The organism is Salidesulfovibrio onnuriiensis (assembly GCF_008001235.1).
In the GTDB taxonomy this organism is placed as follows: Bacteria; Desulfobacterota; Desulfovibrionia; order Desulfovibrionales; family Desulfovibrionaceae; genus Pseudodesulfovibrio; species Pseudodesulfovibrio onnuriiensis.
Genome location: NZ_CP040751.1, coordinates 2,040,313 through 2,066,869, shown reverse-complemented (window position 1 = coordinate 2,066,869; position 26,557 = coordinate 2,040,313). Strand labels below are relative to the sequence as shown.

General features: G+C 60.7%; 15 protein-coding genes. 7 read left to right on the top strand and 8 right to left on the bottom strand.

Annotated features, from left to right (window positions below):
* Positions 1 to 82: 82 nt before the first annotated feature.
* The 4 genes from FGL65_RS09310 to FGL65_RS09295 all read right to left on the bottom strand — a co-directional run bounded on the left by FGL65_RS09310 (position 83) and on the right by FGL65_RS09295 (position 9,962).
* Positions 83 to 1,792, bottom strand: a complete 1,710-nt coding sequence (locus FGL65_RS09310) for an L-lactate permease (RefSeq protein WP_147820941.1) — start codon at positions 1,790 to 1,792, stop codon at positions 83 to 85.
* Positions 1,793 to 1,923: 131 nt separating this feature from the next.
* Positions 1,924 to 5,454: a pyruvate:ferredoxin (flavodoxin) oxidoreductase gene (gene nifJ / locus FGL65_RS09305; protein ID WP_147820940.1), complete on the bottom strand. Its 3,531-nt coding sequence runs from the start codon at positions 5,452 to 5,454 to the stop codon at positions 1,924 to 1,926.
* A 425-nt stretch (positions 5,455 to 5,879) separates the two neighbouring features.
* Complete coding sequence (locus FGL65_RS09300; RefSeq protein WP_147820939.1) at positions 5,880 to 7,322, bottom strand: sigma-54-dependent transcriptional regulator; 1,443 nt, start codon at positions 7,320 to 7,322, stop codon at positions 5,880 to 5,882.
* Between the two features lie 12 nt (positions 7,323 to 7,334).
* Entirely contained in the window at positions 7,335 to 9,962 is a 2,628-nt protein-coding gene (locus tag FGL65_RS09295; RefSeq protein ID WP_147820938.1) for a hybrid sensor histidine kinase/response regulator, read from the bottom strand.
* Between the two features lie 185 nt (positions 9,963 to 10,147).
* Here FGL65_RS09295 and FGL65_RS09290 point away from each other — a divergent pair, with 185 nt between their 5' ends.
* The 4 genes from FGL65_RS09290 to FGL65_RS09275 all read left to right on the top strand — a co-directional run bounded on the left by FGL65_RS09290 (position 10,148) and on the right by FGL65_RS09275 (position 16,742).
* Complete coding sequence (locus FGL65_RS09290; protein ID WP_147820937.1) at positions 10,148 to 10,588, top strand: YMGG-like glycine zipper-containing protein; 441 nt, start codon at positions 10,148 to 10,150, stop codon at positions 10,586 to 10,588.
* Positions 10,589 to 10,869: 281 nt separating this feature from the next.
* Complete coding sequence (locus FGL65_RS09285; RefSeq protein WP_147820936.1) at positions 10,870 to 12,114, top strand: EAL and HDOD domain-containing protein; 1,245 nt, start codon at positions 10,870 to 10,872, stop codon at positions 12,112 to 12,114.
* Between the two features lie 14 nt (positions 12,115 to 12,128).
* On the top strand, positions 12,129 to 13,616 hold the full coding sequence (locus FGL65_RS09280; protein ID WP_147820935.1) for a PAS domain S-box protein: 1,488 nt from the start codon (positions 12,129 to 12,131) through the stop codon (positions 13,614 to 13,616).
* A gap of 213 nt (positions 13,617 to 13,829) precedes the next feature.
* Positions 13,830 to 16,742, top strand: coding sequence for a response regulator (locus tag FGL65_RS09275; protein ID WP_187170336.1), 2,913 nt, complete (start codon positions 13,830 to 13,832; stop codon positions 16,740 to 16,742).
* 76 nt (positions 16,743 to 16,818) lie between these two features.
* On the opposite strand, the gene FGL65_RS09270 is transcribed toward FGL65_RS09275, so the two are convergent.
* The 3 genes from FGL65_RS09270 to FGL65_RS09260 all read right to left on the bottom strand — a co-directional run bounded on the left by FGL65_RS09270 (position 16,819) and on the right by FGL65_RS09260 (position 20,613).
* Positions 16,819 to 17,598: a septal ring lytic transglycosylase RlpA family protein gene (locus tag FGL65_RS09270; RefSeq protein WP_147820933.1), complete on the bottom strand. Its 780-nt coding sequence runs from the start codon at positions 17,596 to 17,598 to the stop codon at positions 16,819 to 16,821.
* 333 nt (positions 17,599 to 17,931) lie between these two features.
* Positions 17,932 to 19,344, bottom strand: a complete 1,413-nt coding sequence (aspA, locus tag FGL65_RS09265; protein ID WP_147820932.1) for an aspartate ammonia-lyase — start codon at positions 19,342 to 19,344, stop codon at positions 17,932 to 17,934.
* Positions 19,345 to 19,371: 27 nt separating this feature from the next.
* On the bottom strand, positions 19,372 to 20,613 hold the full coding sequence (locus FGL65_RS09260; protein ID WP_147820931.1) for an aromatic amino acid transport family protein: 1,242 nt from the start codon (positions 20,611 to 20,613) through the stop codon (positions 19,372 to 19,374).
* A 473-nt stretch (positions 20,614 to 21,086) separates the two neighbouring features.
* Here FGL65_RS09260 and typA point away from each other — a divergent pair, with 473 nt between their 5' ends.
* Both typA and FGL65_RS09250 read left to right on the top strand, forming a co-directional pair.
* Complete coding sequence (gene typA / locus FGL65_RS09255; protein ID WP_147820930.1) at positions 21,087 to 22,928, top strand: translational GTPase TypA; 1,842 nt, start codon at positions 21,087 to 21,089, stop codon at positions 22,926 to 22,928.
* 174 nt (positions 22,929 to 23,102) lie between these two features.
* Complete coding sequence (locus FGL65_RS09250; RefSeq protein WP_147820929.1) at positions 23,103 to 24,857, top strand: bifunctional aspartate transaminase/aspartate 4-decarboxylase; 1,755 nt, start codon at positions 23,103 to 23,105, stop codon at positions 24,855 to 24,857.
* Between the two features lie 283 nt (positions 24,858 to 25,140).
* On the opposite strand, the gene FGL65_RS09245 is transcribed toward FGL65_RS09250, so the two are convergent.
* Positions 25,141 to 25,512: a YidH family protein gene (locus FGL65_RS09245; protein ID WP_187170335.1), complete on the bottom strand. Its 372-nt coding sequence runs from the start codon at positions 25,510 to 25,512 to the stop codon at positions 25,141 to 25,143.
* A gap of 88 nt (positions 25,513 to 25,600) precedes the next feature.
* On the opposite strand from FGL65_RS09245, the gene FGL65_RS09240 reads away from it, so the two are divergent.
* Positions 25,601 to 26,542 carry a 4Fe-4S binding protein gene (locus tag FGL65_RS09240; protein ID WP_147820927.1) on the top strand — a complete coding sequence of 314 codons (942 nt, stop codon included), beginning with the start codon at positions 25,601 to 25,603 and terminating at the stop codon, positions 26,540 to 26,542.
* Positions 26,543 to 26,557: the final 15 nt, after the last annotated feature.

The window sequence follows — 26,557 nt, the reverse complement described above, 5'->3', positions numbered from 1 at the left end:
CTCACCCAAGACTTGATTGTTTATTCCCTTCCAGTCCCTGCCAAGGGCGGGGGAGCACAGGGCTCCCCCGCGTTCATATCATTTAGAACAGGCCCGGTACGAACACGAAGCTCAGCAGGCATGCGACGATGCCCACCACGGTGCCGTACAGCAGGAACGGCCACACGGTGCGCTTCAAGATCTGGCCTTCCATGCCGGAGAGGCCGACCACGGCGCACGCGGCCACGATGTTGTGGATGCAGATCATGTTGCCCATGCCGCCGCCGACGGCCTGAGCGGCCACGATGATCTGGCGCGGCAGATCCAGCTGGGCTGCGACGCCCCACTGGAATTCAGCGAACAGAAGGTCGGAAACGGTGTTGGAACCGGTGATGAACGCACCCAGACCGCCCACGAAGGAGGCGAACATGGGCCAGGCGTTACCGGTGATGGCGGCAACGGCCTTGGCCATGGACAGCGGCATGGACGGATAGGAGTTGGGGTTCAGGGCCACGTCGGCGATGCCGGAGCCACGGAAGATGGACACCAGGGCCACTGCCGCAAACAGGGCGATGGTGGGGTTCTTCATGGTGGCGATGGCCTGCGCCCAGGAAGCCTTGACCTTGCTGGCGGGCATGCCGTGGATGAGCACGGTCAGCAGCGCCACCAGGGTGAAGGGAATGGTGCCGGGCAGGTACAGGTAGGCGATGGAAGCGTTGACGCTGTCAAAGCCCAAGATGCTGTTGAACTTGAGAGCCTGCGCGGCAAGGAAGCCCTTGAGACCCAGTTCGGGGATACGGGTGACGACCAGGATGAGGCCGATGAGAATGTACGGCAGCCAGGCGCGGAACTGGCTCATGTGCGGCTTGAAGCTGTTGCAGCTTTCACAGGAAACAGCGCCGGTCCATTCGGGGTCCCACTTCTTTTCGTCGCCGAAGGTCCAGACGTCCTTGGGAACGCAGAAACCGGCCTTGGCGCCGACGATGATGATGCCGAGACCTACGAGACCGCCGATGAGGGACGGGAACTCGGGACCGACGTTCCAGGCAAAGAACATGTAGGGAACCGTGAAGGACACGGCGGCGAAGAGGCAGAACTTCCATGCAGCCAGGCCGGGCTTCCAGCTCTTGTCAGGGCTGAAGAAACGGGTGATGAAGCCGAGCATGAACACGGGCAGGATGAAGATCATGCCCAGGTGCATGAGGGTCGCCCACTGGCCGATGATGGCGTTGAACTCGCCCATGTTGGCGAAGTTCACGGGAGCGCCGGAATTGACGGCGGCCTCAACGCCCGGGGCCAGGTACTTCAGGCCGAGAATGACCGGAGTACCCACCGCACCGAAGGTGACCGGGAAGGAGTTGAAGACCAGGCAGATGATGGCCGCGGCCAGGGGCGGGAAGCCCAGGGAAAGCAACAGCGGAGCAGCCAGGGCTGCCGGAGTGCCGAAACCCGCTGCGCCTTCGATGAAGGCCGCGAACATGTAACCGATGATGATGGCCTGGATGCGGCGGTCGGCCGAGATGTTCTGCATTCCGTACTGGATGGTTTCCATGCCGCCGGAATGTTGCAGGGTGCGTAGAATCAGGATCGCACCAAAGACGATGATCAGAATACCGATGGCAGTGACAAACCCCTGCAGGGTCAGTGCTGCAACGTACATGACGGGCAACTGCCACACAGCCACTGCTCCGATGGCTGCGGTGAGCCATGCAACGGGCATGGCCTTGGTGGCGGGCCAACGCATGCCCACCATGAGCACCAGGGCGACCAGGATGGGCACCAGTGCGACTAACGCGAGAATCTCGATTGACATTCGACACTCCTCCTCAAAATGTTGAAATAAAACCTACGTCACCTTTGCCTGATATATTCCATCACCGCCTTTGGGCCGGGGAGACCGCAAATCTACCCCGGCCCGGCGGTGTCATGGATTATTTTTTATGTTTATTCGGCTTCCTCGTTGCCGAAGTAGTCAGCAGCAGCCAGGTGCTTCAGGGTCTCGAAGCGCTTGGAGTAGTCCTTTTCGATCTGGGAACGCAGGGCCTTGGAGGCCTCGGGGTTCATGCGCTCGAGCAGAGCGAAGCGGTTTTCGCCGGACATGAACTCCTGCATGGTGCCGTCCGGATCCTTGGATTCCAGAACGAACGGGTTCTTGCCTTCGTCGGCCAGCTGCGGGTTGAACCGGTACAGCGGCCAGTAGCCGGACTTGACGGCCAGCTTCTGCTCTTCCTGGGTCTTGCCCATACCCTTGCGGATACCCTGGTTGATGCAGGGGGCGTAGCAGATGACCACGGACGGTCCGGGGTAGGCTTCGGCTTCCTGGAAGGCCTTGATGGTCTGGGCCTTGTCCGCGCCCATGGCGACGGAGGCCACGTAGACGTAGCCGTAGCTCATGGCCATGAGGCCCAGGTCCTTCTTGCCGGTGCGCTTGCCTGCGGCGGCGAACTTGGCGATGGAGCCCAGGGGTGTAGCCTTGGAGGACTGGCCGCCGGTGTTGGAGTACACCTCGGTGTCCATGATCAGGATATTGATGTCTTCGCCGGATGCGAGCACGTGGTCCACACCGCCGAAGCCGATGTCGTAAGCCCAGCCGTCACCACCGAAGATCCACATGGACTTCTTGGTGAACAGGTCGGACATGGAGGCGATTTCGCCCAGCACGCCGTCCTTTTCGCCGGACAGCAGACCCTTGAGGGTGTCGCCGGCGGCGCGGGAGGCTTCAGCGTCGTTGCGGGCTTCCAGCCAGGACTTCATGGCAGCTTCCATGTCGGCGGAAACGCCTGCGGCCAGGGCCGCGTCCATTTTCTCGGCCAGCAGTTCGCGGCGCTGTTCCACAGCCATGCCCATGCCGTAACCGAATTCGGCGGCGTCCTCGAACAGGGAGTTGCCCCAGCTCGGGCCGTGGCCGTCCTTGTTCACGCAGTACGGCGTGGTGGGAGCGGAAGCGCCCCAGATGGAGGAACAACCCGTGGCGTTGGCGATGATCATGCGTTCGCCGAAGAGCTGGGTAAGCACCTTGACGTACGGGGTTTCACCGCAGCCTGCGCAGGCGCCGGAGAATTCCATGAGGGACTGCTGGAACTGGGAGCCCTTCACGGTGGTGCGCGGCATCAGGTCGTCCTTATAGGAGACGGTCTCGCTGAAGTCGAAGTTCGGGACCTCGGCTTCGGTCTGGGTGCCCAGCGGCTTCATGACCAGGGCCTTTTCCTTGGCCGGGCAGATGTCTGCGCAGTTGCCGCAGCCCAGGCAGTCCATGGTATTGATCTGCATGCGGTACTTGAGGCCGGCGAGCTGCTTGCCCTTGGCTTCCAGGGTACCGAAGGCAGCCGGTGCGTTCTTGAGTTCGTCATCATTGACCAGCACCGGGCGCATGGCGCTGTGCGGGCAGATGAAGGCGCACTGGTTGCACTGGATGCAGTTGTCGGCGATCCATTCGGGAACCAGGATGGCAACGCCGCGCTTTTCGAACTTGGCGGTGGCAACCGGGAACACGCCGTCCGCAGTGAAGGCGGACACGGGCAGGTTGTCGCCCTTCTGGGCCAGGATGGGACGAACCACGTCCTTGATGAAGGCCGGATCGTTGCAGGCAGCCTTGTCGGCGTCCTTGGCGTCCTTCCAGGAGGCCGGGACCTTGATTTCCACCAGTGCGTCGGTGGCCTTGTCAACGGCGTCCACGTTCATCTTGACGATGTGCTCGCCCTTCTTGCCGTATGCCTTCTGGATGGAATCCTTGAGCAGGGAAACGGCCTGGTCGAACGGGATGACGTCGGCCAGCTTGAAGAAGGCGGTCTGCATGACCATGTTGATGCGGTTGCCGAGGCCGACTTCGCCGGCGATCTTCACGGCGTCCACAGTGTAGAACTTGAGGTTCTTCTCGGCGATGGTGCGCTTCATGGCGGCGGGAAGTTTGGCTTCCATGTCGTCGGCGGACCAATCGGTGTTCAGCACGAACACGCCGCCGTCCTTGATGCCGTCCAGCACGTCGTACTGATCCACGTAGCTGGCCTTGTGGCAGGCGATGTAGTCGGCTGCGGTGACCAGGTAGGTGGACTGGATCGGGGAATTACCGAAGCGCAGGTGGGAAACGGTGATGCCGCCGGACTTCTTGGAGTCGTAGGCAAAGTAACCCTGGGCGTACATGTCGGTGTTGTCGCCGATGATCTTGATGGCCTGCTTGTTCGCGCCCACGGTGCCGTCGGAGCCCAGGCCCCAGAACTTGCACTGGACGGTGCCCTTGGGGGTGGTGTCCAGGGTTTCGGGCACGGCCAGGGAGGAGTTGGTCACGTCGTCCTCGATGCCGACCACGAAGTGCTTCTTGGGAGCGCTTTCGGCCATGTTGTCGTAAACGGCCTTGACCATGGCCGGGGTGAATTCCTTGGAGCCCAGGCCGTAACGTCCGGGAATGACTTCCGGGGCGTTGCCGCGCTCGGCGTAGATGGTGCAGATGTCCTGGTACAGGGGGTCGCCCAGGGAACCGGGTTCCTTGGTGCGGTCCAGCACGCAGATGCGGGCGACGGACTCGGGCAGGACGCTCAGGAAATGTTCGATGGAGAACGGACGGTACAGGCGGACCTTGACCAGGCCGACCTTTTCGCCTGCGGCAACCATGTGGTTGACCACTTCCTCGATGGCTTCGCAGCCGGAACCCATGGCCACGATGACGCGGTCAGCGTCGGGTGCGCCCACGTAGTCGAACGGCTTGTAGGAACGGCCGGTAAGCTTGCTCACCTTTTCCATTTCCTTGATCACGATTTCGGCCAGACCGTCATAGTACGGGTTGGCGGCTTCGCGGCCCTGGAAGTAGATGTCCGGGTTCTGGGCGGTACCGCGAATGTGCGGGTGCTCGGGGTTCATGGCGCGTCCGCGGAAGGCTTCCACCTTTTCCATGTTCACCAGCGGCTTCATGTCGTCGTAGTCGATGGTTTCGATCTTCTGGATCTCGTGGGAGGTACGGAAGCCGTCGAAGAAGTGCAGGAAGGGAACGCTGGACTCGATGGTGGACAGGTGAGCCACCAGGGAGAGGTCCATGACTTCCTGAACGGAGGCGGAGGCCAGCATGGCGAAACCGGTCTGGCGGCAAGCCATGACGTCCTGGTGGTCGCCGAAGATGGACAGCGCGTGCGCGGCAATGGCGCGGGCGGAAACATGGAAGACGCCGGGCAGCAGTTCCCCGGAGATCTTGTACATGTTGGGGATCATCAGCAGCAGGCCCTGAGAGGCGGTGAAGGTGGTGGTCAGGGCACCGGCAGCCAGGGAACCGTGCACGGCGCCTGCTGCGCCGGCTTCGGACTGCAGCTGGCGGACCTTGACGGTCTGGCCGAAGATGTTCTTGCGGCCTGCTGCGGCCCAGTCGTCGGCCACTTCACCCATGTTGGAGGACGGGGTGATCGGATAGATCGCCGCACATTCGCTCAGGGCGTACGCCACGTGAGCGGCAGCGGTGTTACCGTCCATGGTTTTCATCTTTTTCGCCATTCTTTTCTCCTTGGACAAGGCTCCCGTCGAAGCCTTTCGGTTGAACTCGATACATATATATTGCGCTGGATTCGTTAACGCTGGCCCCGCTAGAACAAGAAACATGCCAAGGTGCAATATTCGACATAAAGTCAATTAATACAATGTCATACCATTAAAACAGCCGTTGGATGCGACCATGCGAAACAGGAGAATTGTCCGAAAAAACAGACAGAAGGATGAAGAATGGGTGACAGGAAAACGGACAGACAATCAGTCACAAAAGTATGTGAAGATAATATGCTGATTTTATTAATTAAAAATAAGTCTGAAAAATCAGACACAAATTTTTCTGGTGACAAAACAGCAAAAAAACGGCCCCACGCATCTGAAATGCACGGGACCGTTTTTCGAACGGATCGAGGAATGATCTACATGGAAATGCTCTACATGGAAATGCTGTACTTCTTGAGCAGGGCGTAAAAATGGGAACGGGACAGACCCGAGACCTTGAGAACCTCGGCGGTATCGCTTCCGCACTGGCGGATGAGCTCGCTGAGGTAGGCCTTTTCGGCCATGGACTTGAACTCGCGCAGGGCCGGAAGCTGGTGGTCGAAGATCTCGCTGAAGATCTCCTGCCCTATTCTGCGGGCCCCCTCGGCAATCGGCATGTCCTCGCCGGTGGCCTCCACGTCCGAACCGGTGATCTTGCGGACCTGCTCGCGGGCCACCTTGATGCGCAGGTCGCGGGGCAAGTGCATGGAATACAGGGTTTTTTCCTCACCTGCGGCCACCACGGCACGCTCCAGGATATTGAACAGCTCGCGCACGTTGCCCGGCCAGTCATAGCTCTCCAGTGTGGAAAGAAAATCCGAGCCGAACCCCTTTTCCGGAATTCCGTACTTGCGGCACAGCTTGGAGACCTGAAAAAGGTTCAGGGTGCGCAGGTCTTCCAGGCGCTGCCGCAGCGGAGGCAGGTGCATGGAAAAGGTCTTGAGCCTGAACAGCAGGTCGCTGCGGAATTCGCCCTTTTCCACCATGGCGTCCAGATTGCGGTTGGTGGCGGAAATGAGCCGGAAATTGCTGGTCTGCTCCTTGGAATCGCCCACCGGCCGGAAGGTGCGCTCCTGCAGCACGCGCAAGAACGACTTCTGCAGGGAAAGAGGCATTTCGCCCACCTCGTCCAGAAACAGGGTGCCCTTGTCCGCCAGCTTGACCAGCCCGATCTGGTCGGACTGCGCGCCGGTGAAGGAGCCCTTCTTGTGGCCGAACAGCGTGGATTCCACCAGGGATTCCGTAAGGGACGCACAGTCCACGACCACGAATTCCTCTTCGGCGCGCGCGCTGTTCCTGTGGATGGTCCGGGCCATGAGTTCCTTGCCCGTGCCGGTTTCCCCGGAAATGAGCACGTTGGTGTCCGAACCGGCGGCCTGGGCCATGAGCCGGAACACTGCCTTCATGGCCGCGCTCTCCCCCACCACCTTGTCCAGGTTCAGGGCATCCCGGGCGGCCTGGCCGAATTTCTGGTCGCGGTACTTGAGGGCCCGGCCCAGGGTCAGGGTGATCTCGCGCACCGAGGACGGCTTGAGCAGGTAGTCCCAGACGCCCTGCTGGATGGCCAGCTCGGCCCCGTCCGGGTCGCCCTTGCCCGTGAGGATGATCACCTCGGGCGCGTCGGTGCGCCCGGCGATGTCGGGCAGGATGTCCATGCCGTTGCCGTCGGGCAGACGCACGTCCAGGAAGACCACGTCCACCCCGCCCTCGTTCAGCTTTTCCAGCCCCCGCGTCAGAGTCTGGGCCGAAACGGCCTCGTGGGACTGGCGGGTCACCAGGCTTTCAATGGTCTCGCATACCTGCGGATCGTCATCGATGATCAGAACCTTGGACAATTCAAAACTCCGTTAATTGCCGAGCACGGCTTCAATGGCTTCGGCGATGATGTTCTTGTTGTAGGGCTTGATAACAACCCGCTTGATATTTTTCAAACGCGAGGCGGCGGTGGCGGCGTCCTCCCGGCCGGAAACCAGCATGACCGGAAGATGCGGCGCGTTTTCCTGCAGGCTCAGGGCCAACTCCACCCCGTTGGTGTCGGGCATGTCGAAGTCGGTGATGACCAAGTCGAAGATATACGGATCGCGGGCCACCATGCCCACCACCTCCATGGGATCGCTGGTGGCGACCACGTCGTACCCCAGGCTCTCCAGAATGCGCGGCGTGGTGTGCAGCTGGTCCTCGTCGTCCTCCACGAACAGGATGCGCCCCATGCCCGGGGCCAGCTTGTGCAGCGGGATGGCCCCGGATTCGTCCAGGGCCTCGTTCTTGGGCAGGTATATCTCGAAGGAGGTGCGCTCCCAAGGCGTGCTGCTGACCACGATGGAGCCGTTGTGGCCCTTGACGATGCCGTGGACAACGGCCAGGCCCAGCCCCGTGCCTTCGGTCTTGTCCTTGGTGGTGAAGAACGGGTCGAAGATCTTGTCGATGATTTCCGCGGGAATGCCCGGCCCGTCGTCGCTGATGCACATCTTCAGGTAGGTGTCCGGCCGCAGGTTCCGGATGCGCGCCTCCTCCAGACCCATCTCCACCTCGCTCAGCTGCACCTCCAGCACGCCCCCGGACTTGCGCAGGGACTGGAAGGTGTTGGTGCACAGGTTGAGCACCACCTGGTGCAGCTGGGTGGGGTCGGCGTTGACCATGCCCAGGCCGGGCTGGACGTCGGTCTTGATCTGAATGTTGCGCGGCAGGGAGGCCTTGACCAGGCCGAGCACCTCGTAGAGCAGATCGCCCAGATCCGTGGGCTTGAACCCTTCCTGGGAGGGACGGCTGAAGGCCAGGATCTGCTTGACCACGTTGCCCCCGCGCTGCGCGGCCTTGAGCACGCGCTCCATGTCCTTGTGGGTCACGGATTCGGGATCGACGTCGCCGATGGCCAGCTCGGTGGAGTTGATGATGGAGGTCAGGATATTGTTGAAGTCATGGGCGATGCCGCCGGCCAGGGTGCCGATGGCCTCCATCTTCTGGGACTGGATGAGCTGCTTTTCCAGGCTGCGTTCCTTGGTGATGTTCTCGGCCGTGCTCAGGGTGCCGACCACGTCGCCGAGCCGGTCGAACAGCGGCACCTTGGTGATCTCCAGCCAGACCGTGTTGCCGAAGCGGTCCTCGACCTTGGTGCGGGCCTTGCGGACCGGCTTCTTGGTCCGGAAGACCTCGCGGTCCAGGGAGTTGGCCCATTCCGCGTATTCGCGGGTGTGGTCCAGCAGGACCAGGTCGCTCTTGGAAACGATGCTGCTGGGCTTTTCCAGGCCAAAGAAATCGGTGAAGGCCCTGTTGGCACCCAGATAGCGCTGCCGCTCGTCCTTCCAGCACACCAACTGGGGGATGGTGTCCATGAGGATCTCCAGAAAGGAGAGCTGGTCCATGATCTTCTTCTCGACCCGCTTGCGCTCGTGAATGTTGGAGACGAGAAAAACCGTGCTGATCAGCAGCAGCCCCAGGCTGCAGATGATGGTCCAGAACAATTCCTTGGGCAGCTCGTAAAAGGCCTTGGGCGCATGGATGAGCCGGCTGCCGCCGGGCAGGCGCGCCTCGGAAATATCCAGCCGCCGCAGCACGTCGTAATCGAACCAGTAGGAGCCCTCCGTGCTGTCCACCACGGGCATGGCGTTGACGTCGGCTCCGCGCAGGATGTCCAGGGCCATACGCGCGGCCTCCCGACCGTGCTCCACCCCGGAGATAAGCTTGCCGCCCACGCTGCCCTGCCCCAGCAGAAATTCCCAGGAACTGAACAGCGGCACGTTGCTGTACTTGTAGATTTCGGCCATGACCTCCTCGGCCGTGTAGAACCGGCCGTCCACGTTCTGGTACATGGGCACGAAAAAGAGAAAGGTGTCCTCGGGCAGGTCGCGCACCTTGGTCAGGATCCGGCCCAGGCTCAGCCCGGTCCAGTAATCAAAGGCGAGCCGCCCCCGAAACACGGGCTCAATGGCCTCCACCTGCCGCCGGATGCTGCGCCCGGCAGTGGATTCGTCGCTGACCACCACCACGCGCTTCTTGTTCGGGAGCAGCTTCAGGGCCACATCCAGGGTCTCCACCAGGGGAGGAGATTCCACCAGACCGGTGATGCCCGGCTCCAGGGGACCGGCGAACTCGTTGACCCCGCAGAAGACCACAGGAACGCCCCGAAAAAGTTCATCGCGCATCTGGCGGATAAAATTGAAGGCGTCATTGTCCGAAACGATGATGACGTCGAACTTCTCGCCCAGGAACTTATCCCGGTACAGGGTCCGCAGCTTGTCGGTGATGTATTCGTAGTTGTACTTCTTGGCGTCCATGTACTCGGTCTGGAGCTCGATGGTCATCTCGCTGGTGTCCAGCACCGAGGTGATGCCCTCCCGGATGGCGTCGGACCAGCGGTATCCGTGATGGTACGAGTTGAGGTACAGGACCTTCTTCTTGCTCTTCTGGGCCAGGGACGGGGACACCGCCAGGGCCAAAAGCAGGATGGACGCAAGGATTATCTTAAGTGCACGCATGGGATTCTTCTTGTTTTTTTGCTCTCACGGAACAGCCCGATACCAGCACTCGGCGCAGAATGCAAAAAAACGGACGTTGGCAGAAGTGTAAACACGAGTAAAAAAGCTATACAGGCCTGTACAAAAAAGACGCCATCTGCCATAGGATTATTCTGAAACGTTAATCCCTTTTCCGGAGGAATGACATGAAAAAAACCATAGTTGCCCTCATGTTGGTCAGCTTCCTCGCCGCCGGGTACGGCTGCGCCAACAAGGCACAGCAGGGGGCCGGGATCGGCGCGCTGGCAGGCGCAACCATCGGCGCCCTGACCTTCAACAACAAGGTTTCCGGTGCGGCCATCGGCGCGGGCGTCGGCCTGCTCATGGGCTACATCATCGGCAATGAATGGGACAAACACGACGAAAAGCAGGTCCAGAACGCTTTGGAAACAGGCAAAAGCGACGTTGCCCATTCCTGGACCAACCCGGACACGGGCAGAAGCTACTCGGCCACGCCTTCCGCACCCTACGTGCAGGAAGACCGTGTTTACCGCGACGTGGTCATCAGCGAAAACGGCCCGGACGGCGACAAGATCATGGCCAAGGCCTACCGCGATTCCAATGGGGAATGGCGCATCAAGCAATAGTGATTCCGGGGGAGGGCTGCACCTCCCCCTTCTTTTTCCACATCCCCGGCCGGGCTTCCTGAAAAATCCGCATGATCGGACCACACTATTTCGAATTCGGGTTTGTCATCTCCCCTGCTTCCAGCTATAGTCATACATCTGTTTAACTGGGTCTGAACAGCCGCGCCCCGCAGGGGCAGACCACGGTTCAGTCCCGTACCAACGTTCCCTGTGGAAGGGGCCTTTACTGGGAGGGAAAGGCTTTCATCCATCGCTGGAGCCGTGCTTGCTCGGGTGGGAAGATGACGACAGCCGACTTCGACTCTCTGGGGGCGCTCACCTACGTGGGCCGCCAGCCCATATTCGACGCCGCGAAAAAGATCGTGGGCTACGAACTGCTCTACCGCGCTTCGGTGGACGACACCGCCGCGCAGTTTTCCGACGACCACATGGCGACCCTGCACGTCATTGCCAACGCCCTGTTCTGCGCGGACCGGCCGCAGTCCCGGAAGCGGCTTTTCGTCAACTATTCGGAACGGGCCATCCGCGAACGCATGCCCCTGGCCTTCGTGCCGGGCTCCGTGGTCCAGATCAGGGAAGACATGACCCTGGACCAGGACTTCATGGAAGCCCTCGGGGAGATCCGAAGCGCGAACCTGATCATCGCCGTGGACGACTTCAGCGGCGATGAAGCCATGGATTCCATCTACCGCATGGCGGACATCTTCATCATCGACATGCTGGGCGCGGACCGGGAACAAAGCGCCAGGCTCACGGCCATGGCCGAACAGCACCAATGCAGCTGCCTGGCAAAACGGGTGGAAAGCAGGGCCCAGTTCCAGCTCGCCAGGGAGCAGGGATTCGATTTTTTCCAGGGCTTCTTCTTCAAGGAACCCGAGATAGTGCTCGGGAAACGGTTCACCACCTCCGAGCTATCTCGTCTCAACCTGCTGGAATTCCTGAAGGAAAATGATCCTGACTTCGACAAGCTGGCGCGCATCATCGAAATGGACCCGGCCCTGACCTACCGGGTTCTCTTCTACATCAACTCCCCCTATTTCGGGCTTGGCAACAAGATCACGACCATCAAGCACGCCATTGCCCTGCTGGGATGGCAGAAGATCAAGAACCTGCTGTTCATGATCATCCTGACGGATTCCGAGACCGGGCTGGGCAATGAACTGTTCATGGCCTCGGCGGTGCGCGGGTTCTTTCTGAAGAACGTGGCCGCGACCCACACGGGGGCGGGTGCAGACGCAGACGACCTCTTCATCCTGGGCATCCTTTCCCTGCTGGACACCATCTTCCAGGTCCCCATGCAGGAAGTGGTCAAGCACATCGCCCTGTCCGAAAATTTCAAGAAACAGCTCGTCAAGAAAAGCGGAAAACAATACAAGTGGCTCGAACTGGCCATCGCCTTCGAGGAAGGAAACTGGAACGACGTGGACGCGCTGATCAAGGAACTGGGGCTGGACATGATCCAAGTGGCCAAGAGCTATTATGACGCCCTCAACTGGGTGAACAACTTCTACGGAAACATTCTCTAAGATACGGAACAGACATGGACCAGCTGAGGATTCTGCTCATCCACAAAGGCGACATCGCCCGCCACGGCATCCACCAGGCCCTGCCGCCCAACGCCATGATCCAGGAGGTCAACGACGGCCAGGAGGCGGTCTTCGCCTTCAGCCGCTATTCCCCGGACCTGATCATCACGGAATTCGACCTGCCCCGCATGAGCGGCATCGAGGTCAGCCGGGCCGTGCACTCCATCGACCCGGAAGTGGAGATCGTCATGCTGGCCGACGCGTTCGACGCCGCCATCTATGCCCAGGCCGTGGAGGCGGGGGTGACCAACTGCGTCATCCCGGAACTCCTGGAAAACGAACTGGCCCCGCTCCTGGACCGCATCCTCCAGACCGTGGCCCTGAAAAAGGAAATGAAGACCGGCCAGATCGTGCTGGGGCACATCCTCAAGGGGCTGCCGCATCCCGCCCTGCTCCTCGACGCCCGAACCATGCGCATCCTTTCGGCAAACACGGCGGCGGCGGCCCTGGGATTTGCCCCTGGCCAGATCTGCAGCGGCGACATCTGCCCCACCAACTGGCGCAAGGTCATCACCCGGTCCATCGTTTCCGGCGACGACGTCTGCCGCAATGAAACCGTCACCGGGGACATTGTCTGGAAGACCACCACGGCCATGACTTCCGGCACCACTGTCTTCTTCATGGCCGAAGACATCACCGAGGCCAAGCAGGCCCATGAAAAGATACAGGAATCCGAGAACCTGCTCGCGGCCATTGTGGATAATTCCTACGACGCCATTCTCCTGTTCGACGCCGAACGCAACATCATCCAGGTCAACAAGCGCATGCTGGACATGTTCGGCTGCACGGAAGAGGAAGCCAAGGCTCAGAGAATCGACAGCCTGATCTGCAGCGGAAGCAGGGAGGGTGCGGCCTTCCGGGAGGACATCCGCAGCGCCCTGGACGGTTCCCCCTGCTTCTTCGAATGCTGCGCCAGGCGCATGGACGACAACAGCAAGCTGGACGTGGAGGTTTTTCTCCGGGGCCTAGCCGTCCGTTCCTCCACCCTGCTGCTGGCCAACATCCGAGACGTGACGCAACGCAAGAAGGCCGAGGTGGACTACGTTTCCATCCAGCGCCAGCTGGAGGAGCAGATCCTGGAACGCAAGGCCACCCTGCTGGAGGTGACCGAGCGTCTCAGCCTGGAACTTTCCAAGTGCGACATCCTCCAGGACAAGCTGGGCGTGGCCAGGGAAAGCTCCAAGCAGCTCATCGCCACCAGCCGGAGCACGCCGCTGCAGCCGGGTCATTTCATCCACCCGGCCGCCCTGGGCCTTTCCAAGCGGGAGCTGCAGGTGGTCATCCAGCTCGCCTCGGGCACCAGCCCCACGGCCATCGCCCAAAACATGGGCCTGAGCCCCAAGACCGTTTCCACGTACAAGCGCAGGGCCATGAGCAAGATCGGCATCGAAAGCGAGGCGGACCTGGTTCGCTACGCCACCCATGCCGGCCTCGTCTTCTAGGAGTTCTTCCTGCATCTGTAGGATTCCGCCTACACATGTAATCCACCCGCCTACAAAGTTGTGCCGAACACCCCTGAAGTGGCATATAATAAATGATTCTCAATTATGCCGCGCGGGCCTCGGACCGGGCCCTCCCACACCAACCCATTCCCGGGTCCGCGCGGCCAAACTTCCAGGGACGTCCCTGGATCGGCATTTGCCGAGGGGGTAAACATGCCGAACATTCTGGTTGTCGACGACAGCAGGACGGTTCGGAACATGGTGAGCCACATGCTCACCAAAACCGGTGCCGCCATCACCATTGCCCGGGATGGCGCCGAGGGCCTCGAAGCGGCCGCAACAGGATCCTTCGACCTCATCATCACCGACGTGAAAATGCCCCGCATGAACGGCTACCAACTCTGCAGCAAGGTCAACAAGGAAATAACCACCCCGCCGATACCGGTGCTGATCATGAGCGCCGACGTTGACGAACACCATGTCGAGAACGGTTTCCTGGCCGGAGCCTGGGGGCACATCCCCAAGCACAACCTCAAGAACGAACTCATTCCGCGCGTAAGGGAAATCCTGCGGCGCAGGCGTATCGCGAGAGACTGGCGCTTTCTCATTGCCGAACCTTCCCAGAAGATCCGCACCCACCTCAGGGCGGAACTCCCGGCCATGGGCATCCGCGCCGCAACGGCGGGTTGCGGCGAAACAACGATCCAGGCCCTCAAGCACCACCATCCCGACTTCATCTTTCTGGATGTGGCCATTCCCGACATGAAGATCGAGCACCTGTGCAGAACCATTCGGGACATGCCGGGCATGGAGCACATTCCCATCGCTCTCATGTCCTGGAGCAGCCAGTCCGAGGCCCTGCAGTCCATCCTGGAGGGATATTCCGCCGCCCATCTCCAGAAACCCTTCAGCACCGCCCAGCTCATCCTGATGGCCGAGCGGCTGCTCATGGACAACAGGACCAGGCTGGCAAGCGAAAACCTGGCCATGCGCCAGGAATTCAAGACCATCTACACCAGCATGGCCGAAATGGTTCAGACCCTGGAAAACAGGGACGCCTTCACGCGCGGCCACTCGGAAAAGGTGGCGGAACTCTCTGCGGCCATAGGAAGACAGCTGGGCCTTTCCCTCGGGGAACTGGAACGCCTGACGCTCGCCGCCCGCCTGCACGACATCGGCAAGGTGGGCATCCGGGACTCCCTGCTGCTCAAGCCCGAGGAGCTCTCCACCGAGGAAATGGAAGCCATACGCCGCCACCCCGAAGCGGGGGCGCGGCTTCTGGAACCCCTGGCCCGGCTGGACGATGTCATCCCGGCCGTGCGCCAGCACCACGAACGCTTTGACGGAAAGGGGTACCCGGCGGGTCTCAAGGGCAATGCCATCAACCTGATGGCCCGAATCATCGCCGTGGGCGACGCGTATCAGGCCATGGTCTCGGAACGGCCCTACAGAAAGGCGAAGAAGCCTCATGAAGCCCTTCAGACCATGCGGGAGGCGCTGGGTACCCAATTCTGCCCCACCTGCGGCCGCGCCTTCCTCGAATACATGGAGCAGAGCCGAAGGGCCGAGGCATCGCCAACGACGTCCGAAACGATGCCCCGGTCGGCAGCGCGGCGCAGGCAGGCACCCATTGTCGGCAAGACCATCGTGCTGGCGGAAAACAACTCGCTCATGCGCAAAAGCATTGCCCAGGAGCTCAAGGGACGCGGGGCCGCCAAGGTCGTCCCCCTTTCCAGCGGAACCGAGGTGTGGGAAGAGCTGAACAAGAACCTGCCCGACATCTTCATCTGCGAATGGGAGCTTCCGGGCCTCAATCTGCGGGAGATCATGGAAAAGATGGCCTGGAGCGAAAGCCTCAGCGCCACGGCCACCATGATCATGACCCGAGGCGAAGACAGAAGCCTGCTCAACGAGATCATTTCGTTCCAACCGTCCTGCATCCTCAAGAAGCCCTTTGCCCTGGACGAACTGTGCACCCACATGGAGCGCATACTCATCAAGCGGGAGAAGATTCCCGACGAACAGAAGGACCTCGGCTCCCAGGGGCTCATCTCGGACGTGCCCACGCTCATGAAGAAACTGCACTCCAACATGGCCGTGGAGGTCATGGACTTCTCCACGGAAATTACGGACCGCTACCGCTACTATTTCTGCAGGTTCTTCACCTCGTACAGCCTGCCGGTGCCGGTGCGGGAGGTGCAGGAAGCCTATGACGACTTCCGGCAGAACATCATCAACCGCCACATGACCCACTGCCAGGCCAAAATCAAGGAGCTGGAAAACAAGCTCGATTCGGGGGCCCCCGGCATCAAGGGGATCATCGCGACCTCGGTGACCTGCGCCATGAACATGCTGGGCGAAATGATGGACGAGGCGGTCTATCATTTCCGCGACCGCCTGCTGGACTGCCTCGAGGACCAGGCCAGCAAATACTCCGACCCCAAGGAAGTGGCCTGGGTCGTGGACGAATACAAGGTGGACATCACCCTGCGCGTCAACAACCGCACCGAAGCCATCATGACCATTCTCAACGAGAACCTGGAGGCCTACCAGGACATCATCGGCAACGGGTACAAGCACTACGTCCACAGCCTCATGGACGCCTTCGGCAGGGGACTGTTCGAACCCGTGGACGCCACCTATCCCATCACCACGGACATCCGGGGCACGGCCACCAAGCAGCGCTGCTTCCCGCGCGAACTGTGCCGCCCGGTGCTCTCCACCCTGCGGGATTTCATCGTGGGCAAGAAGAAGTACGACGTGGCCAATGAGAAGATCCTCAACAGCGTCCGCAAGTACTTCGGCCACAAGTTCGGCTTCGACAGGGGGCAGCTGGAGGAATACTACACCCATCCCAAGGTGCGCCAATATCTTGTCAGCCACATCCTCAACTGCCTCAAGATCATGAGTTCGGACCTGAAGCTGGAAAACTTCATGCGCATGGTCAATGAACGGGCCCGCCAGGCCAAGATCAGCCCGGAGATCCGCTTCGAGGAGGCCCAGTGGCGCATGCTCAGCAGCGCATGGCGCAAGTTTGTCGGCCGCAACCTGGGCGACCACCAGAAGGAAAGCAAGGCGGTCAAGGAAATCCTCGAAGGCAGCATCCAGGCCGAATCCACGCAGTAAGCCGCTGTTCAAAATCATGACAGAAAGGCCGGAAGCGTTTGCTCCCGGCCTTTTTCAATTCATGTGGTTCTGAAATCTAGGAAGTGATGTAGCTGGAGGGGAAGGCCTTCTTGAGCCTGGACAACACGCGATCAGCCTGGTCGCGGCTCGCATAGGAACCGGCCTGGACCACATGCAGGACGCGGCCGTTGCTTTCCACCTGGCGGATACGGGAATACACGTACCCGGCCTGCTTGAGCTGGTTGTGCACCTTGGCGGCGTTGCTGCGCTGGGAATAGGCGCCCACGCGAACATGGTAGGCCTTGGACGCGCTGGCCACGACGGTCTTGTTCACAGCGGGGACAGTGGCCGGGACCGTGCCCACGGCGGTGATGCGCACCTTGATGACGCCCTCGTTCACGGAACCGAGCTGCTTGGCGGCGCCGTAGGAAAGATCGATGGTCCTGCCGCGGACAAACGGGCCACGGTCGTTGACAACCAGATATGCGGAACGCCCGTTGGCAAGGTTGGTCACCTTGACGCGGGTGCCCAGAGGCAGGGTCTTGTGGGCGGCGGTCAGGCCGTACATGTTGTAGATCTCGCCCGTGGCGGTCTTCTTGCCGTGGAAGTCACTGCCGTACCAGGAGGCATAGCCGACCTCGTCATAGCCGCTGGCGGACTTGAGCGGATAATAGGTCACGCCCAGGACCTTGTAGGGCTTGGTCTTGGGATCGTAGGCGGTGGTGGACTTGGTTGCCTTGTTGGTGGAAGGCGAAGAATAGACGTGCTGCGGGAACGGGTTGAGCTTGTTCATGGTGGAACAACCCGACATGAGCACGATGATCAGCAGTGCAAAAACAAGATTGTAACGGCGCATCCGTGGCCTCCATTATTGGCGATTCTTCCGTGAACCGTTCCGCCCGGCAGTTTCTCCCTCTCCCCGGCGGGTCAAAGTTCTGTCAAAAAACCTTCAACTGGCCCTTTTTCTTGCGAATGCCGTGCCATTTCAGCAACTTAAATTCAACTTATTGATTTAATTGATATTATTTAAACTGCATACTTTTTCACCACCCCACTCACAACGTGCCGATTTTGACACAAGAACCCCGAAACGACAAAATTATGGCCTGCCCCAATGCACACCATTACAGGCTTCCCGGGACAGGCCAGACAAAACTTCGACGGTGCAGGCCGTCTTGCACAACGCAGCCTATCCCTTGTGGAAGTACCTCGGTCTGGTCATGTTTTCCGGCTTGAGGACGTCCTCCAGCTCCTCCTTGGTCATGTACCCCTTTTCCAGAACGATGTCATAAACCGATCCGTTGGTGGCCATGGCCTCCTTGGCGATCTCCGTGGCCTTTTCATAGCCGATGTAGGGATTGAGCGCCGTAACCAGGCCGATGGAATGCTCCACCATGGCCCGACAGCGGTCCGCATTGGCAGTGATGCCGCGGACGCACTTGTCCGCAAGGGTCACGCAGCCCCGGCGCAGGATGTTGATGGACTCGAACAGGCTCTGGCCCAGCACCGGTTCCATGACATTGAGCTCCAGCTGCCCGGCCTCGGCGGCCATGGTCACGGTCAGGTCGTTGCCGATGACCTTAAAGGCGATCTGATTGAGCACCTCGGGGATGACCGGGTTGACCTTACCGGGCATGATGGAGGAGCCGGGGGCCATGGGCGGCAGGTTGATCTCGTTCAGGCCGCAGCGGGGGCCGCTGGAAAGCAGGCGCAGGTCGTTGCAGATCTTGGAGAGCTTGACCGTAACGCGCTTGAGCACCCCGGAAAGCTGCACATAGGCGCCGGTATCTTGGGTGGCCTCCACCAGGTCGGGGGAAAGCGTGAGGGGCAAGGTGGTCAGTTCCACCAGCTTCTCGGTCACGGCCCGGGCATAGTCCGGGTGGGCGTTGAGCCCGGTGCCGATGGCCGTGGCCCCCATGTTGATCTCGTGCACCAGGGCCTGGGCCTCCCGAAGCCGGTGCTCGTCCTCGCCGATCATGACCGCCCAGGCGTGAAACTCCTGGCCCAGGGTCATGGGCACGGCATCCTGGAGCTGGGTGCGGCCCATCTTGATGATATCCGCGAACTCGTTGCCCTTGGCCTCGAAGGTGCGGCGCAGATGGTGCATGGAATCGATGAGTTCCCGGATCTCCAGCACCAGGGCGATGCGCAGCGCCGTGGGGTACACGTCGTTGGTGGACTGGGACATGTTCACGTGCGTATTGGGCGAGAGGAATTGGTAGTCGCCCTTTTCCCGGCCCATGAGTTCCAAGGCCCTGTTGGCGATGACCTCGTTGGCGTTCATGTTGGTGGAGGTTCCCGCCCCGCCCTGGATGCAGTCCACAACGAAATGCTCCAGCAGTTTGCCGGAAAGAACGTCCTCGCAGGCACGGCAGATGGCCCGGGCGATCTCCTCGTCCAGCATGCCCAGGGAGGCGTTGGCCTGGGCGGCGGCCATCTTGATGTAGGCCAGTGCGTTCACCAGCCGGGGATAATGGGAGATGGGGATCCCGGTAATGTGATAATTGTTCATGGCCCGCAAGGTCTGGCAGCCGTAGTAGGCATCCTTGGGAACGGGCATCTCTCCGATGCAGTCGCATTCAATTCTGCATTGATCGTTCATTCTTCCCTCTTCAGAATTTATTGGACCTTATTGTGCGCATTTCGCAGTCCAGTACTCAACATCTGGCGATATGCGCAAAAGACCGGACTCCTGTCCGAGTTCGAGTAACAGGATAACGCCGAAAAGGGCAACCATTATCCACCCGGCCGCGCGCCTCAGGGAGCTTCCCCCAGCGGACTTGACGAGCAGCACGCCCGGCAGGATGCCGAAAAGCAGGTTGATGCCCACCCCGCCCACCAGGTTCAGCGCGGACAGGAAGATATTCGGATACACCAGGGCCACCAGCAGCGGCGGCACAAAGGCCAGGGGCCAGACAACGCTCTTGCTGGACGTTCCCAGGGTTTCGCTGCACAGGTCGCCCATGAAGCTCTGCAGGGCGATGCCGTTGGCCATGAACGAGGTGGTCATGGCCACCAGGGAAAAGACCAGGGCCAGCTGCAGGAAGCCCGCCCCGCCGATGACCCGGGCCAGAGGAACGGTGGCGGGCTGGTTGGCGGCATAGGCGTGCAGGATGTCCACGCCGTTTGCGGCCTCCATGGGCAGGGCGCTGACCACCACCACGATCCAGGCCAGGTTCATGAGCAGCCCCAGCACGGTGCCGCTCCATATGGCCTTGGTGATGGCCGCCCGATCCTGGTCCAGGGTCCGGCACAGGGTCGGAATGAGGTTGTGGAAATGAAAGGCGGCGATGAGCACAGGCAGCCCGGACGGCAGGAAACCCCAGTCGTCCATGGTCATGCGGGAGCCGTCCATGTGCGGCGCGGTCATGATGATGAGCCCGAGAAAAGCGCCCCACATGGCCAGCATGAGCACGGCGTTGCCCCGGCGCATGACCACGGCGCCGAACGAGGTCAGCAGCACGGCCACCGCGAAATACCCCACCAGAGCTCCCCACTCGGGCACGGGCAGCTTGAAAAGATTGATCAGCACCGAGGCGACCCCGGCAAGGTAGGCGGTGAGCAGGCCGTACAGGATGACCAGGTTGGCGGCCACGCTGAGCCATTTGCCGCCCGGCCCCAGCACCTGCCCGAAGAACGAGGGCAGGTCCGCATTCTCGCCCTCCACCAGCGCCTTCTGCCGCGAATAGATGATGGCAGTGAAGGTCATGAGCAGCCAGAGCAACAAAGTGCCGCATACGGCCGGGATGAGCCCGGCCGGGCCGAGGTTGATGGGCAGCGCCAGGATGCCCGCGCCCACCATGTTGCCCGTGACCATCATGGCCGTGGTGACGACCCTTGCCGTGCCCGGCCCGCCCGTACTGTTCGACATGCCCGCTCCTTGATTTGGAAAGACTATTCTCACGCACCTTAGGCCAAAGGCATGAAAATGGAAATAAATCTAAAGCATCCTGCCCGGATATTTGCTTTCTGTCGTGGACACGAACAAAAAACTGATGACGCTCCCATCGGAATTATAAAAACACCCCAGGCAAAGGCGGTACGAAGCCACGTAAAATCGTGCTTTTGGCCAAGCAAGGCTGCTCAGAAACCGTGAGATGCCAGGAGTAAAACAAAGCCGGGCCCGACGTGTATCGGGACATACACGAGGGATTGGCTTTTTTGCAGAGCACCTCAGGCGTAAGGTCTTGTTTGGCTCGGAAGCCTCGCCAACAATTCACTTAACGCCGCAGATTGCGGTTTATCAGCAGCCTGTCACGTATTCTTTACTTGCCTGCGCCGCATCTTTCATATAATGCCCACTTCGCCACAGAGCAGATCATATATTTAATGGAGAACAAGGAAATGACCCAAAAGGCCCGTAACGAACAGCTTCGCAATATTGCCATCATCGCCCACGTCGACCATGGGAAAACCACGCTGGTGGATGCCATGTTCAAGCAGTCCGGCCTGTTCCGCGAAGGACAGGAAGTGGACGACCGCATCATGGATTCCATGGACCTCGAACGGGAGCGCGGCATCACCATCGCCGCCAAGAACTGTTCGGTTGTCTGGAAGGACGTCAAGATCAACATCATCGACACCCCGGGCCACGCCGACTTCGGCGGCGAGGTGGAGCGTTCCCTGTCCATGGCCGACGGCGCCATCCTGCTGGTGGACGCCTCCGAAGGCCCCCTGCCCCAGACCCGGTTCGTGCTCAAAAAGGCGCTGGACCAGGGCCTGACCATCGCCGTGGTCATCAACAAGGTGGACCGCCAGGACGCGCGTCCCGACGAAGTGCTCAACGAAATCTACGACCTGTTCATCGACCTGGACGCAACCGAGGACCAGCTCGACTTCCCGCTGCTCTACGCCATCGGCCGCGACGGCATCGCCATGGAAGGCCCGGACGAGCGCGGCGAAAACCTGCACATCCTGCTGGACATGATCGTGGACAAGATCCCCGGCCCGGCATATGACCCGGCGGAACCGTTCCAGATGCTCGTTTCCGACCTGAGCTACTCCGACTACGTGGGCCGTCTGGCCATCGGCAAGATCTACCACGGCGACGTCAAGGACCAGGACACCCTGGTGCGTATCGGCGAGAGCGGCCAGCCCAAGCAGCTCAAGGTCACCAAGCTCCAGACCTACGACGGCCCGATCATGGTGCCCACCGACTCCGCCCAGCCCGGCGACATCGTGGTGCTGGCCGGCATCGAGGACGTCAAGATCGGCGACACCATCTGCAACAAGGAAGCCCCCAAGGCCCTGCCGCGAATCACCGTGGACGAGCCCACGGTCTCCATGAAATTCTCCATCAACACCTCGCCCCTGGCCGGACAGGAAGGCAAGCTGGTGCAGGGCACCAAGATCCGCGAGCGCCTGCACCGCGAGACCCTGCTCAACGTGGCCATCCAGGTCGAGGACACCGAATACCGCGACGCGTTCCTGGTCAAGGGCCGCGGCGAATTCCAGATGGCCATCCTGGTCGAAACCATGCGCCGCGAAGGCTTCGAGCTTTCCGTGGGCCGTCCCGAGGTCATCTACAGGAACGAGGACGGCAAGAAGCTGGAACCCATCGAGCACCTCTACGTGGACTGCGACGAAGTCTTCATGGGCGTGGTCACCGAAAAGCTCTCGGCCCGCAAGGCGCGCATGACCAACATGGTCAACCACGGCACCGGCCGGGTGCGCATCGAGTTCTCGGTGCCGTCCCGTTCGCTCATCGGCTACCGCGACGAATTCCTGACCGACACCAAGGGCACCGGCATCATGAACTCCTACCTGGAGGGATACGGCGAGTACCGTGGCGAGTTCCCGTCCCGCTACACCGGCTCCATCGTGGCCGACCGCGCGGGCAAGGGCGTGGCCTACGGCATCTTCAACCTGGAGCCGCGCGGCCAGATGTTCGTCGTGCCCGGCGATCCCCTCTATGAAGGGCTCATCGTGGGCGAGCACAACCGCGAGAACGACATCAACGTGAACCCGGCCAAGGAAAAGAAGCTCACCAACATGCGCGCTTCCGGCAAGGACGAGGCCGTAATCCTCACCCCCGTCAAGCCCATGACCCTGGAGCGGGCGCTCAACTTCATCCGCGAGGACGAACTCGTTGAGGTCACCCCCCAGTCCATCCGCCTGCGCAAGGCCGAGCTTTCCGCCCAGGTGCGCCACCGCCAGGAAGGCAAGCGCAAGAAAGCCGCGCAATAAGCAAGCTCTCCGCTAACGCGATCAGAAAGGGGGATGCCTTAAAGGCATCCCCCTCTTGTTTTGATGATAAGCGGAAACACGGGGTTATTAATTATCCCAAGTCGTTGACCTCCCCCTTCGTTTTGTGAATAGAATTTCGGCATTATCGAAATCCATTCCCAACCGGAGGTTGCCATGTCGAGCCGGAACAACGTCCCCGAATTCATCCACAAACATGCCGAAGAGGCCAAACAAGGCGGACTGAGCCGCCGCGATTTCCTACGCATGGCCGCCGTGTTCGGCCTGAGCGTTTCCATGGCCGGGAATCTCATCGGCCTCACCACCGACGAGGCCCGCGCCGCCGCAGACTTCGACTGGGACGCCCTGGCCAAGGAAAGTCCGTTCGAGATCAAGAACCTGCTCATCGATCTGGCCAAGAAGGACTGCGGCGCTGGTTGCAACTTCATCAACGCCGGGCGCGGCAACCCCAACTTCCTGAACACCACGGCCCGCAAGGCCTTCGGGCTGTTCACCATCTTCGCGGCCGAGGCCGCCGAAAAAGGGTCCCAATACCCGGACATCGGCTACCGCCGCAGCAAGGCGGGCCTCGGAGCCGAGCTCGACGCCTTCCTGAAAAAGCACAAGGATGCGGACGGGGCGCAGTTCCTCGGGCAGGCCATGCAATACGCCGAAAAGAACATGAGCATGGACGCGGACGAGGTGGTCTACGAACTGGTGGACGCCATCCAGGGCGACTTCTACCCGGACCCGCCGCGCATCCTGCCCGTGACCGAGAAAATCTCCAACGCCTACCTGAACAAGATCGTGTTCTCGGGCAAGCCCCACCCGGGCCAATTCAGCCTGTTCGCCACCGAGGGAGCCACCGGGGCCATGATCTACCTGTTCAATTCGCTGAAAGAAAACTTCGTGCTCAAGCCCGGCGACAAGGTGGCCATTGTCACGCCCATCTTCTCGCCCTACCTGGAGCTGCCCGTGCTCAAGGATTACGGCCTGGTGCCGGTGCTGCTTGAATACGACCGGGGCAAGCCCTGGAAGCCGGGAAACGACGAGCTGAAAAGGATCGCAGACAAGGGCGTCAAGGCGCTGTACATGGTCAACCCCACCAACCCAACGTCCATGTCCATGGACGCCGAGACCGTCAAGAACATCGCCGCTACCGTGCGCAAGGACAACCCGGACATGGTGGTCATCTCGGACACGGTCTACGCAAGCTTTGTGGAGGAATTCAACACCCTGTGCAGCATCATCCCCGAGAACTGCCTGGGCGTGTATTCCTATTCCAAGTACTTCGGTGTCACGGGCTGGCGGCTCGGCGTGGTCATGATCAACAAGGACTGCGTGGTGGACAAAATTATTGCAGGGCTCTCCAAGACCGAGAAAAAAGCCCTGGCCGACCGCTACAAGATCACCAGCACCAAGCCCGACACCCTCACCTTCCGGGAACGCCTGGAAATGGACAGCCGCCAAGTGGCCCTGGCGCACACGGGCGGGCTCTCCTGCCCGCAGCAGGCCGCCATGTGCTTCTTCTCGCTCTTCGAGCTGCTGGATCCCAAATACATCTACAAGGGGCACATCCGCGCCATCCTCAAGGAACGCTGGGACGCCCTGTTCAACGGCCTGGGAATCGCCGTGCCGGACGGCAAGGACCTGACTCGCTACTACGCGCTCTTCGACGTGCTGGATCTGGCCAAACACTATTACGGCCAGCAGTTCGCGGATTCCCTGCCCAAGAACCATCACTACCTGGAATTCACCTTCGACCTGGCGCGGCGGCAGCACGTGGTCTGCCTGCCCGGGGCCGGATTCGCCGGGCCGAACTGGTCCTCGCGTGTGGCGCTGGCCAACATCGGCACCCAGGACTGCACCGACATCGCCGCAGCCATGAAGGCGGTGCTCAAGTACTATTACGACGAGTGGAAAAAGGCGTAGAAGCATTTCGCTGACGCGACCAAAGAGAGGGGGGACACCTTTGAAAAGGCGTCCCCTCTCTCTTTACTCTCCCCCCTTCCAAACTTTTTGGCGATGCGCTGGCGCGCATGGGGCTATTTTCTTTCTCTATAATGATAAAAGCTGAAGCCATCAGCTTCGCAGGCTGTTCAGAAGCCGTCAGATACGCGGCGCAAGACAACGCCAACCCGCAGCGTATTCCCAATACGTGAGGAGTTGGCGTTGTTGTCGCAACAAAGTAGATGACGGCTTATGGACAGCCCGCCTAATGGGTGAAGGCCATGTACAGGGCAACGCCCGAAACCGCGATGAAGACGACGAATTCCGGCAGGAGATAGTGCAGAAAGCTTTCGAAACCGAGTTTTTTTTCCAGGCGGTAGTATTGCCATCCGGCGGCCAGCACCATGAGCGGGCCGACAATGAAGGAGGAAAGCCCCAGGGTGCCGATCTCGTGCATGGCCTGGGCGGTGAGGTGGGTGGAGCCCAGATAGGCGTCCACCTTTTCCAGCAGAAACCCGAAGGTCATGAACGTGAGCGCCGTGCGCACCCAGGCCAGAAAGGTCCGCTTGTTGGCCAGCCGCGTGCGCTCCCTGGCAAGCTCGGTCGAATCGTGCAATTCGTACTGCGTTTTGCTCATGGCAAAACATCTACCACGAACGATTGACATGCGTAAATGTCGTAGTAGACTTCACATATCCGAATAACTGCAACTCATCCGAACACACATGCCCCTCATCAAACAATCCACCAGGGACTACTGGAACGAGGCCAAACGGGAAGGCCTGACCTTCTGGGAACGCGTGCACGGCTATATCTATGCGCGCTGGGCCTTTCACTACATCGGCATAGCTAAGGGCAGGCACAAGCTCCTGACCTTCCTGCTCATCCCGGCCATCTGGCTCCTGGACCGCCACTCGCCGTTCAAGGGGGCCGAGGACGCCAGGCCGGGCGACCAGAACCAGAAACGGCCGTCCTTTGCAGACACCTACCATGGCAAGGCCATCCCCCTGGAGACGGCCACCAAGCTGGTAAATATCGGCATGGCCGTGAACACAGAGCTTCCCGAGCAGGTCATCCCCTACACCCGCGCCCGGCGGATCATCCTCGAAAACCCGGCCCGCATCGCCGTGCTGGACTGTCCCTGCCGCTCCGCCTCGAAAAATCCCTGCCTGCCCTTGGACGTCTGCCTGATCATGGGCGACCCCATGGTTTCCTTCATTCTGGAACACCACCCGGGCCGAAGCCGCGAAATCGACGCGGCCGAAGCCGAACGCATCCTCAAGCAGTGCAACGCGCGCGGCAATGTGGCCCACGCCTTTTTCAAAGACGTGATGCTCAGCCGCTTCTACGCCATCTGCAACTGCTGCTCCTGCTGCTGCGGGGCCATGCAGGCGCACAAGGCGGGCTGCCACATGCTGACCTCCTCGGGCTACCTGGCCGAGGTGGACGAGGAAAAATGCGTTTCCTGCGGCCAATGCGCGCAGTACTGCCAGTTCAAGGCCATCGGCTTCCGCAAGGGCTCCGCCTTCATCCGTCCCAAGCGCTGCATGGGCTGCGGCGTGTGCGTGGACAAATGCAACAAGGGCGCGCTTTCGCTCCGGCTGGCCCCGGAAAAAGGCATGCCTCTGGAAGTGGATAAACTGGGAAGCGTCTCTCCCCGCCAATAGCCAACCTCCTTCAGG